The 10791-nt window shown below is 47.8% G+C and carries 14 protein-coding genes; 4 read left to right on the top strand and 10 right to left on the bottom strand.

The window, feature by feature from the left end:
* Positions 1-239: 239 nt before the first annotated feature.
* The 4 genes from ACTVJH_RS15165 to ACTVJH_RS15180 all read right to left on the bottom strand — a co-directional run bounded on the left by ACTVJH_RS15165 (position 240) and on the right by ACTVJH_RS15180 (position 4816).
* Positions 240-1835: an RNA-binding domain-containing protein gene (locus ACTVJH_RS15165; protein ID WP_455992542.1), complete on the bottom strand. Its 1596-nt coding sequence runs from the start codon at positions 1833-1835 to the stop codon at positions 240-242.
* A gap of 278 nt (positions 1836-2113) precedes the next feature.
* Positions 2114-2485, bottom strand: a complete 372-nt coding sequence (locus tag ACTVJH_RS15170; protein WP_455992544.1) for an Eco57I restriction-modification methylase domain-containing protein — start codon at positions 2483-2485, stop codon at positions 2114-2116.
* A 264-nt stretch (positions 2486-2749) separates the two neighbouring features.
* Positions 2750-3607, bottom strand: coding sequence for a hypothetical protein (locus ACTVJH_RS15175; RefSeq protein WP_455992547.1), 858 nt, complete (start codon positions 3605-3607; stop codon positions 2750-2752).
* A gap of 156 nt (positions 3608-3763) precedes the next feature.
* Complete coding sequence (locus ACTVJH_RS15180; RefSeq protein WP_455992549.1) at positions 3764-4816, bottom strand: hypothetical protein; 1053 nt, start codon at positions 4814-4816, stop codon at positions 3764-3766.
* A 155-nt stretch (positions 4817-4971) separates the two neighbouring features.
* Here ACTVJH_RS15180 and ACTVJH_RS15185 point away from each other — a divergent pair, with 155 nt between their 5' ends.
* Positions 4972-5319 (top strand): phage integrase N-terminal SAM-like domain-containing protein, encoded by a 348-nt coding sequence (locus ACTVJH_RS15185; RefSeq protein ID WP_455992551.1) that lies wholly within the window; start codon positions 4972-4974, stop codon positions 5317-5319.
* Here ACTVJH_RS15185 and ACTVJH_RS15190 read toward each other — a convergent pair.
* Entirely contained in the window at positions 5232-5531 is a 300-nt protein-coding gene (locus tag ACTVJH_RS15190) for a hypothetical protein (RefSeq protein ID WP_455992575.1), read from the bottom strand. The genes ACTVJH_RS15185 and ACTVJH_RS15190 overlap by 88 nt on opposite strands.
* A 389-nt stretch (positions 5532-5920) precedes the next feature.
* Here ACTVJH_RS15190 and ACTVJH_RS15195 point away from each other — a divergent pair, with 389 nt between their 5' ends.
* Together ACTVJH_RS15195 and ACTVJH_RS15200 are read left to right on the top strand one after the other, a co-directional pair.
* Positions 5921-6352, top strand: coding sequence for a helix-turn-helix domain-containing protein (locus tag ACTVJH_RS15195; RefSeq protein WP_455992553.1), 432 nt, complete (start codon positions 5921-5923; stop codon positions 6350-6352).
* 3 nt (positions 6353-6355) lie between these two features.
* Positions 6356-6628 (top strand): type II toxin-antitoxin system RelE/ParE family toxin, encoded by a 273-nt coding sequence (locus ACTVJH_RS15200; RefSeq protein ID WP_455992556.1) that lies wholly within the window; start codon positions 6356-6358, stop codon positions 6626-6628.
* A 51-nt stretch (positions 6629-6679) separates the two neighbouring features.
* Here ACTVJH_RS15200 and ACTVJH_RS15205 read toward each other — a convergent pair whose 3' ends face one another.
* From ACTVJH_RS15205 to ACTVJH_RS15215, 3 genes are read right to left on the bottom strand one after another with little or no spacing between them, the layout of a single operon-like run.
* The gene (locus tag ACTVJH_RS15205; RefSeq protein ID WP_455992570.1) at positions 6680-6823 is read right to left on the bottom strand and encodes a DUF4113 domain-containing protein; all 144 of its coding nucleotides are present in this window, start codon (positions 6821-6823) and stop codon (positions 6680-6682) included.
* Complete coding sequence (locus ACTVJH_RS15210) at positions 6823-7050, bottom strand: DinB/UmuC family translesion DNA polymerase (protein WP_455992559.1); 228 nt, start codon at positions 7048-7050, stop codon at positions 6823-6825. The genes ACTVJH_RS15205 and ACTVJH_RS15210 overlap by 1 nt, the downstream gene beginning before the upstream one ends.
* Positions 7025-7585: a dienelactone hydrolase family protein gene (locus ACTVJH_RS15215; protein WP_455992562.1), complete on the bottom strand. Its 561-nt coding sequence runs from the start codon at positions 7583-7585 to the stop codon at positions 7025-7027. The genes ACTVJH_RS15210 and ACTVJH_RS15215 overlap by 26 nt, the downstream gene beginning before the upstream one ends.
* Positions 7586-7964: 379 nt before the next feature.
* Between ACTVJH_RS15215 and ACTVJH_RS15220 the strand changes: the two genes are divergently transcribed.
* Positions 7965-9269: a tyrosine-type recombinase/integrase gene (locus ACTVJH_RS15220; protein ID WP_455992565.1), complete on the top strand. Its 1305-nt coding sequence runs from the start codon at positions 7965-7967 to the stop codon at positions 9267-9269.
* Positions 9270-9287: 18 nt separating this feature from the next.
* Here the strand turns inward: ACTVJH_RS15220 and ACTVJH_RS15225 are convergent, their stop codons facing one another.
* On the bottom strand, positions 9288-9929 hold the full coding sequence (locus ACTVJH_RS15225) for a transposase (RefSeq protein WP_455992573.1): 642 nt from the start codon (positions 9927-9929) through the stop codon (positions 9288-9290).
* A gap of 252 nt (positions 9930-10181) precedes the next feature.
* Positions 10182-10791: IS3 family transposase (locus tag ACTVJH_RS15230; protein ID WP_455992568.1), on the bottom strand; the 610-nt coding region annotated here is incomplete at its 5' end.

The following is a 10791-nucleotide window of genomic DNA, read 5'->3' on the forward strand; positions in this document are numbered from 1 at the left end:
CCTTGCAAATTTGAGCAGGAATTCCTTTTTGTGGCACCTGTGAGTGATGTGCCAGACATGGTTGGGAAGAAAATATCGGTGCGCTCTTGGCATGATGGGAGCCAGAAAATTTATTACCTTAGATGGACGATTTTGGGGTCAAAAACGTGGTTTTAAGGCCGAAAACGGCCGCTTTTGAACGGTTATTGATAACAATTTTGAGATGTTATCTTGGTCCGACCCCGATAAAACAGGCGATTTTAATCTTTCTTTGCCAGCAGGCGTTTCCCTTTTTTCGTTAGCCGATATTTCTGATTCTTGCTGCGCGGGGTATCTGGCAGGGTCATGGCAATCAAATCAGCGCTCAGAAGTTTTTTTAGAGATTCAACATAGTTTCTGGTTCGTGTTGAGTAGCCAAGCTTTTCCAGAAGATGAGCAGTAGAAGACGGTTCAGACAGACTTTGTAGAATTTTTTCCATGGTTGAGGTCAGTTGGATTTCATGTACCCCATCATGTACCCCGTCATGTACCCCTGACTCTACCCCCGACGGGGCCTCTACATCCTTGCCGGTCCCCAGCCCCTCTTTTTCTTCCGCTTTCTTGACCGCTTCATGCACCGGTAACCGCACCTGAAAATATCTATGATCCTCATCAAATTCAAACTCAGCCTCGGGCGAGCCATTGTCCTGCATGGCGTGTTTGATTTTGGAGATGCCTGTTCCTCTTCCTTCGGTCATTTTTAATTCTTTTAAAAACTCACCGATGCGCCGGTTGCGGTAGCGGCGGGGGTTGGCCCGTCCCTGTCTGAGTGCCTCGAGTTTAACCGAGCGATCCGGGCCTGGATAGCTGAGGATAAATATTTCATCCTGATAGATGCGAATCTCAACAGGTTCGCGCACATCGTATGCACGGTGATACACAGCGTTGACTACTGCTTCTTCTATGGCCGGATAGGGAAAGTTTTCCACGCGGGTGGCCTCGGCCCGATCCGGATGTTTGATCACGGTTTCAGTGATGAAATTGCGTTTGATGAAATCAAGGGCTTCCCGGGTCATGATATGGATGGGGCCTTTGAAAATCTTTTCGGAAAACTGATCTCCTCCGGCACCTTCCTTGCCAAACCAGACCACATCAATCTGGGTGTACGGGAAGAATTTCGAGGGTTCAGGATTGAACATCATCAGCCCAATATTCAGGGGAAAAGGCGATTCAACCGGTCCTCCAACGATACTCATCTGCCGTCCCAAATCCTCAAGAGAAAGACTGGTCGCTTCTTCAGCCAGACCGCTTCCAATCTCTTGCAGAAATTCTTCAATCAATCTGGGAGACAAATCTCCAACCCGTGCCTGCTGATTGAAACGGTCGTCAAAGGGAACCGTGGCCGCAAGAGAGATCAATTCTGCTTCATCGCTGCCCCTCGCCTGCACCGTGCTGGAGCCTTTGCGGATATACCAGGCAAAGTTCTTGTGATTCTTGGCCAGGGACTTTTTGGCCTTGTAGGGTCGGGTTTGCCCGCCCATTGCCCTGAGGATCAGAATGGTTTTGCCTTGAAATTCTGTCGGAACCATCAGCGGATGGTAGTATGGCTGGATGGCATGGTAGCCCAGATTCAGAATCTCTTTTTGGATGCCATCCACCGAGGCCGGATTCAGCCCAACGGGAGGCAGCACCGGCTGACCGTTTTCTTCAGCAACCCCAATGATGATGTACCCGCCGCCGAGATTATGAAAATCGTTGGCAAAGGCACACAGGGTATGAAGAATGTCTTCAGGGTTCCAGCCTGCTTTGAATTCCAGGCGTTCCCACTCAACTATTTTGCCGGTAAAGAGATCTTTGATGTTGATGGGAAGGTTCATGGTGTGGTCTCGTTGCGGTATGCGTGGGTCATTCTGGGACTGCCGAGCGTCTGCTCGGCATCTTTGGGGATGAATGAGGGCGTTATGGTTGTTTCGCCTATGTTGGAGTCATTTTCGTGACCAGTTGAGGGTGCGCGAGTCCGTTGCCGAGCAGACGCTCGGCGGTCCCGGTGAAAACCTGGGTCATTTGGCAGCGGTTTTGGCTGCCTGGATGATCTCCAACGCTTTGGGGCTGCTACAAACGGGCTTTGAAGTTTGAAAGATATGAAGAATCTATTTTATTTTTTATTTCGGGCTGATTGATTCCTCTCATTCAGAGGAGAAAATCTCACTGGTTTATTGTTTTCACCGATATCTTCATATTCAACAAAACAGAAGGCTCCCTTGTACTCTGGAAGGTGCCCATTGATCCACACCGTAGCCGCTGTTCCAAAAGCAATGCCCATAACCATATTAGACATATGAAGCATACAGTTGATAGTGGCATCATCAAGGAGTCTCCTGCGCAATTTTTCGTAGGATGATAAAAACATCCAGCTTTGCATGGTAACCATGGAGTGGAAGCTGTTTCCTTTGGTCATTTCAAAACCACGTTCAATGAACATGGCGAACAGGTCAGCCTTGCTGTCAGGAATTCCTTTTTGTGGCACCTGTGAGTGATGTGCCAGACATGGTTGGGAAGAAAATATCGGTGCGCTCTTGGCATGATGGGAGCCAGAAAATTTATTACCTTAGATGGACGATTTTGGGGTCAAAAACGTGGTTTTAAGGCCAAAAATGGCCGCTTTTGAACGGTTATTGATAACAATTTTGAGATGTTATCTTGGTCCGACCCCGATAAAACCGCATGTTGGACATTATCGTGCATGTGTTCCTCAAGGCTGGCCGTCTATCTTGATGGTAGCCACCATCCCTCAACGTGTTCTTCTGTCGTATCTGCGCAGGAAGAGCCGTGCTGTGATCAACGTGATCTGAAGTCGGAACGTCGCATCTTCTTCTTCGGATAATCCGGGATGACCACCATGGGGATGCATCCGACTCATGAGCCCTTGCACGTACTGCGGCTTCTGATTATTCTCGTTCCACTCATTGTAGTCCGGGATCAGAAACGGCGGCTGCACATCTTTTCCGAGATAATCGCGCTTCAGCTTGCTGTCATCCTGCCCCCTGTAACCGAAACCCAGCGCGATGGCATTAAGATACTCTTCGTAGAAGTTCCTCAGCTCTCCATTGGCTGATGACCATTCTCCTCTCTGGAAAGCCGATAGCGCGTTATCGAGGTGCCCTTTGGCTATCGTAAACCGGAAGCGATCTAGAAGGCCGACCACCTCATTTTCCGCCTCTCGAAAGTCGATCTCCGGGATTTCCTTCGGCAACATCCGTTTCAAGGTCAGCGCCTTGGTTTTGACGCTGTGCTTACATAGGCAGGTCGGTTCTTCTTCAACATCCTGCTCAAAAGGTTCAAACCCATCGAAACGAAGACCAGCGACGAACTTGCTCCATGTCTCACCGCTCCGACAAGTTGGTGGAGCCTTGATCGCGGTCTCGATAAGAGCGCGTGAAAGCGTGACAGGCCCGTTTTCGGTGATCACTTCAGGACCTCGGTCAAGGGCAATCTTGGCCCAACTGGCAGCGCGTCCAGATTTGCTGGATGATTTGCACCATTGATCGATTCCCCACTGGACTTCAAAAACCTCCATATCGTCATGCGAGTTGAAACTCGCTATCACCTCCGCTGCGGCGACGACTGTCATGCGGTTAAACCCGCTCATTCCGCACCCCAGGCTGGAGTCATATTTATACCTCGTTCCAGGTTACTCATACCGTCCGCTCTCCTGTCCAACGGCCCGCAGATGACCGGCGGGGAAACTGCAAAGCGAAGCGGCGCAGTTTTCTCCGTCCGTGTCCATCCGTCTTGTTCGGCTTTCCTATTCTTTGAGTCCGTGCATTTGGATGGCAGTCTCCACGGCTTCGCACCACGCAATGAGGGACTCGATTTCACCATCTGTCAGTGGCCGCGTCACCTGACATTTGAGATCGCGGCCAGCGGGGACAAAAAGCCCGGTCTTCTCTGCTTTATTCCTCAAGGCGTCGAGCTCTTTTTCCGGAACCGCGGATTTCCTCTCCACTCCTCCGCGGTCACGAAGTGATGTGCGGAGAGTCTGTTTGTAGACCGAATCGGGAGGATACACGAAGCAGATGGCAACATGGGTGCCATCGACGCTGGCGTTGAGGGAGAAGCCTTTGGTGCCCCAATGGACAGGCATGGACTTCCGCTGTGCCAAATCGAGAATCCGAGAGAAGACTGCCTTGCCGTTGTCGTCCAAGGAAGCAAGGAAGGCATCCTGTGTCACCACGGGAAGGGAACCCGATGTGACCTGCCTTGGCTTCTCCGATTCCCTCCCAACCACGATCTCCTGAGAAAGCAAGCGGGTTCCCCCGTTGGCTTGGAAGAACGTGAACTCAACGCAGGTGACCCGGATTCCTTTGCCGCGCAAGAATGTGGCTGTCTGCCTGATCTCCGGCGTGACACGTTGGCCGACAATGACAATGCGCTGGTCCTTGTTGAAGGCGACCGCCTCGTCGGACGCCAAGTCGAAATACTCGCGGTGGTGCTCGGCAAGGCTGAGAGACTCGTCATTGAGGTAGGAGCCGAGTATGGCTTCGAGTTGAGCGGTGTCCAACCGCTCGGCAAAAGACGCGTACTCCAGGGACTGAGCAATCGTGTCACGTGGAGTTCTGTCCCGTTTCAGCTCCACGACGACAACACCACCCTCCCGGTCCAGGCCGACAAAGTCGATGAATCCTCCGAGGTTGGTTGCTACCTGTCGCCCGATGATCAAAATCCGCCCGTCCTCGACGATCCCATCAGGATTCGACTCCAACCAGTCTTCCAGAATCGCCTCCTCGTGATCGACTTGGAAAGGCGTCTGGAGGTACTCGCTGAACTGGCCGTCAGGTTGTACGCCGAAGACTCTCATATCACTCCTTCCTGCCGAACAAATTATTATATGGTTTCCTGATAACTCCAGGAAACCATGCCGTTGTCAAAAAATTAAGATTAAATGCAGGTAATTTCTAGCCTGACAACTCCGAATTTGGCATGTTATCAAGATCTTTTTAATGATCAAGGGCTATGATTAACATCCCAGACGATATTCGAGACAATTTTGAAAAATGCCTAGTCCATGAGTCCATCTCTGAAGGGTCGAGGCCCTTCTACCGTAAATGGCTGAGGTATTATTTTGATTTTTGTCATAAATATCAGAATGACCTATCAGACCGGACACGTTTGAAGCACTTTATGGAAAAGCTTGCCGCGAAATATCAACCCGTCAATTTGATACGGCAGGCGTCTCATGCCGTATCGATTTTTTACAAACGTTGCCAAGTCGCTCAGGTGACAGGGAATCGGTCTGATTTGTCGGCATCCTCGTCTTCTTTGCAAACAGATCGCTCACCAAGATCAAGAAGGCCCGGTTGAGTAAACGCACTTCTGCCCACCCCTTCCGTTACTCCTTTGCCAGCCATCTCCTCCAAACCAACTAAGACATCCACATTATTCAGGAGATGCTGGGGCATAGCGATATCCGTACGACCATGATCTATACCCATACCATCAAGAGCACGACCAAAAAGGACAGAAAGAGCCCGCTGGATTTTTGACTCCGGAGCGGCCTTCAGTTGCAGGAACAATCAGTGAGTCCCCGGCTTATGGCAATAGCCGTATCCTTCTGTGCTATTGGTCATGTTTGAGATGGCTGTGGATGAGCCGGCCTGGAAGATATCCCGCCTGGTTGTCTGATCCTTCCCAGAATGTATAACAATATTTGGTCAGACATTATCCTGCAATGAATTGGCCCGTATCATTATCTTTATGTATGACACAAGGTATCATCTCGAGTTTTTTAAATTTTTTGGCAAAAAAATCGGGAATGGCCCTGGATGAGGAGAATCTTTCCAAAAGGGCCAGAACATTTGGCTTGTGATCGCCTTTTTCGGATGAGTCTGGAGTTCGTCGTGATCAGCACGGTTGACAATGAGATGATTTGAGATATTATATCTTAACATCAAGGAGAACCATCATGCAAGCACACAAAATGACCCATGCACACATAGCTGTTCCCCCGGATTGCCTGGGGTTGCTAACGGAACTGGTAACCAAGCTTGGTGGACAGGTGATGTCCGAATCATCTGCCGATCTGAATGCCTATCCCATCCCGTCTTTGGAGCGGGGAGGAAAGATGCTCAAAGGGTTGCGCCAGAGGGCCGGGTTGACTCAGAAACAGGTTGCTGACGCATTGGGGATTCCGCAAAGCCACATTTCCGAATTTGAAAGGGATAGGAGGAACATTCCCTACAAACATGCTCAGACTCTGGCGACCCTGTTCCATGCTGTTCCGAGTTATTTTATGCGACCGAACGACGAGACCCTCGAGGCCATGGATGAACTGGGTGCGGGGAAGGGGGTACGAAGTGGGACCAAGGAGGATCTCTTTGAGAACCTGGGGATATGAGTCATGCTGACACCCGTTGAGTCTTCAAAATTCCGCAAAGATGTCAAGAAGATGCAAAAGCGTGGCAAAAACATGGAGAAACTCCGGCGGCTACTCACTCTTTTGATCGAAGAGCAAGATGTACCGGATTCCTATCAGGCACATCCACTCAAGGGTAACTGGTTGCCTTTTTGGGATGCCCACATTGAACCGGATTGGCTTCTCGTTTACCTTGAGCAGAAGGGGGAACTTCTCCTGGCAAGAACCGGCACTCATGCTGACATTTTTAAAACGTAACCGTCTGTGCACATGTGACGATTATGTAAGCTCGCAGACAGCGTAGGCTGTCTACCTGACGACAGCCAGCTCGGCCCATGATGTGGTGTATCGCTTGGAAAGAAATTCCCGGCGCATATGCCTTTTTTTGTGTCCAAGACCAGCGGAGGTCAGGGTGACGGTGGCGCTGCCGTATTGGTTGTTGATGGAGTCCATCACGGAGATGAGAGACTGGTGGCGTGATTTTTCCTGGGAGAGGGATCGAAAAAGGATCGCTGGCGGTTGGAAGGGGTGGCAAGATCAGTGAGCATGACCCCGACTTTTTGGAATGTATAGCCGGGAAGGTAAATTTTTTCCAGAATCTCCCAGGCCTTGGACTGGATGATTGGGGTATAGGATGTGGCAGGGATCGCTTTGTCAGGTTGTAAGTGCGTCCAATTCATCAAACAGAATGATGTTGGCAGTATGAATGACATGGGAGTCGAATTCATTGTGCGAATAAAAACCATGCGCCCCGGCAATCATTTTTGATTTCACAGTGGTGTGCTTGTTCAATTTCTTGATCAGGTTATCCACGTTGAATCCGGCTTCCTGGCAAAAGAACAGTCGTGTTGGAACGAGCGGACTCACATCCGGATAGTGGCGGATCCTTGAACCATAGAAGCCGATGATTCCCTGTATCCTGGTATCAGTCGATGTGAGCCAGGCAAGGGTCGCGCCGATGCTGAATCCTATGATCGCTAAATTCTTATGACTGTTAGCATCAATTATTTCATTTATCGTGACCAGTGCTCGTTCGATTCCGACCTCTGCAAAGAACTTGCTGTACGAGTATGATTCATCCGTTCCCGTATACCCGTCAGGATACAGAGAAGGCAGGATAACCTCGTAATCCTTAGATCGCAAAGAAGAACTAAGAGCTCGAAGATTGTCTGTAACACCATATATTTCATGCAGCAGCAAAATAGTCGTTTTCATCGAATGATCAGGACTCTTTGGTTGTTCTATTGAAATTTTCAATACGATTGATTGAACGACATGCAAAAAAAGGTCTTTCCCGCATCTGAAAATTCTAAAAACAAAAAAGGGTTACGACTAAGATCGTAACCCTTTTTGCTGTTTCAATGGTCGGGAAGACAGGATTTGAACCTGCGACCCTCTGGTCCCAAACCAGATCTTCTATAAGGATAAGAATGATCACAATATGTCACGGGAAGCTTTAAAAACGTTGACAAACAATGTGTTAGGGGTCAATCAGATTTCCCGTTACATCATCTAATATCATCCAAAATACCGATCTACACTGACGCCAAAACTGACGCCAAAAAAGGAAGTTGAGACACGGGAGAAGTTATTCATGAGCAAAAGGGAAAAATTTAGTTTTACAGCCAAGGAAGTAGAAAAATGGCTTCGTTCGGGAAAATTCTATCGAGGAGAAAAATTAGGTGGTCGTGGTACGGGCAGCTTGTACCTCCGGGTCCGTGGTGAGAGCGCGAACTGGGAATATCAGTTTTTTTTGGAGGGACGAAAACAAAGGATGGTTCTAGGTACAGTAGCTACCAAGGTCAATGATTCATCGCCTGAAAGAAATCATTTATGCCTTGTGGACGCTAGGGAAAAGGCTAGAAATATGGCTCGACATGCGTTGAAGGGTCTTGATCCTCGCCTGGAAGAAGAGCGAGCAAATCTCGAGGAGGAACGCATACGCAAAGAAGAAGACTTGAAAAAAGCTCTTGATGCAAAACAGAGTGTCACTTTTTCTGAATTTTGGGAGTCAGTCTTCATCCATACACGAGAAAGGTTGGCAAAGAGAACCAGGGATTCAAACAAGGCTCAGTTTAAAATTTGGATTGAGCCAGTCATTGGCAATCTCAAGCTACAGGATCTTTCTCAGATCAGTCTTGAACGTATATGTTCAAATATGCGAAGTAAGGGGCAAAAGCCAAAATCTCAGAAGCATGCAATGGGCCTTATTTCAACAATGTGGACCTTGGCCAAAGATGAGGGGTTTGTGACTGGAGATTGTCCTACACGCAAGATCAAGATCCAAGTTGAGAACAAAAGAGTTCGATTTTTTTCACGCAAAGAAGCGGAGCTTTTATTAAAAAGTTTGGCCGTCGTGAGTAAGGATACGCACGATCTCAGTTTGATGGCTTTGAGAACAGGAGCTCGTTTTGGCGAGTTGGCAAAACTTACATGGATAGACGTGAATCTTGATAACGGGATTGCCCATTTCAAGGATACCAAAAATGGGGACTCAAGACATATTCCTTTTACCCAAGATATTAAGATTATGCTTTTGGAAAGGGCGCCGGGACTCCCTTGGGAATTGATTTTTCCGAATCGAAATGGAGAGATTAGAGACCGAATAAGTAATACTTTTAAGCGTATTATTGACCAGTTGGGATTCAATGAGAATGTGGACGATAGTCGTGAGCGATTGACCTTTCATTCTTTGAGACACACCTGCGCGTCCTGGCTGGTAATGGAAGGAGTACCCCTTTTCAAGGTTGCCAAACTATTGGGGCACACAGAGACAAAAACCACGGAGAGATATGCTCATCTTGCCCCGGACGGATTCAAGGATTTGTTGGATATACAACAAAGAATCGCTGACTCGGAACTGATTAAGGATACTGAAGATATTGAATGCAACAAGTAATTTACTCGACTTTCGGGGTTAGCGATTAGCCGTTACTAGTCTGTTTTTATTGACAAGAAGTCCTTTTTCACCAACGAAACTATCCATGTTTTTTTGGACTAGTTCCAAAATGCTTCCAAGAACATTTGCTGGTAAGTTTTCGATTTTATGGAGATTTTTTACGACTACACCGAGAATTTTTCCGAGCGCCTCAATCAACGTACAATCTGCAGCCTCTTGGCAGAAGTGGTGAAATAAAATTCCCAGCGTTCTGGGATCTTCTGTCCGACGTTTTTCTATGCAGAGAAAGATATACCTGGTCATAACAATGCTGGTATGTGCTATAAGTGCATCGAAATCTCTGCTCTGGCATCCTTTTTCCAATTCAAGATGCTGTTTGGCTGTCCGAAAAAAGACTTCGATATCCCAACGTCGACCATAGATACGAACTATTTCATCATCCGGAAGATTTTCATCCGTACACAGCAATGCAAGCCAGTCTCTTTTACTTCGGTTGCGGACGAAGACCAATTTGGCCATGCCCCCATCTTTGATCTGAACTTGTGCATTTGCGAGAATCTTTGCTCTTCCCCTGCGTTTTCGGATTTTACGGTAGATTTGGATCGCGTTGAGTTCTTGGCCCTCGAAGATATAATAAGGTGGACCCCAGGAGCTGTACAGTCGGAGGGGGTGTTTAAGCTAGGCTAGATAGTTTATCGGTAGGCTTCCCCCACATTTCACTCAGTAGCCAGTAACACACTGTTTTTTGGCCGGTCTTAGTCTTTTGGCCCCCATCGTTCCGCGGAGCCCGTCCCCGCAGGGGCAGCCCGAGGGCTGAGGGTGGAGCGGAACGATGGGGGCGGCAGTTGGCTCGATTCTTCTTGTTTTATTGCTACAAATTGAACATCAAATAAAACACATAACATCATGAAATTAGGCAGTTTTTTTGACGTCAAGTTGATATGCATGATCTGGGGTCATATCACCCAGACTGGCATGCGGTCGCTCTTGATTATAAAACTCGAACCAAATTCGCAAGCCTGCCTTTAGCGCTTTGCATCCCTTGAATTCATTGATATAAATGCATTCGTATTTAACGCTTCTCCAGAGACGTTCTATAAAAACATTGTCCATCCAACGACCTTTCCCATCCATAGAGATTTGGATAGCGTTAGACTTTAAAACACCAATGAATTTTTCATCAGTAAATTGAGATCCTTGGTCTGTGTTGAATATTTCTGGAGTTCCATAAAGTGATATGGATTCTTCTAATGCAGAAATACAAAAATCTGAAGTCATGGTATTAGAAATTCTCCAGGATAGTACTTTTCTTGTATGCCAATCCATTATAGCTACAAGATACATAAAACCATGAGAAAGCGGGATATAAGTAATATCAGTGCACCAAACTTGATTCGCGCGGCTTATTGTCATGTTTCTTAACAGGTATGGGTATATTTTGTTTTCAATGTTTGGCTTTGAAGTCTTGGGTTTGGGGTAGACTGCATGAATACCCATATGACGCATTAGTCGGCGTACACGC

Source organism: Desulfoplanes sp. PS50, from assembly GCF_053851535.1.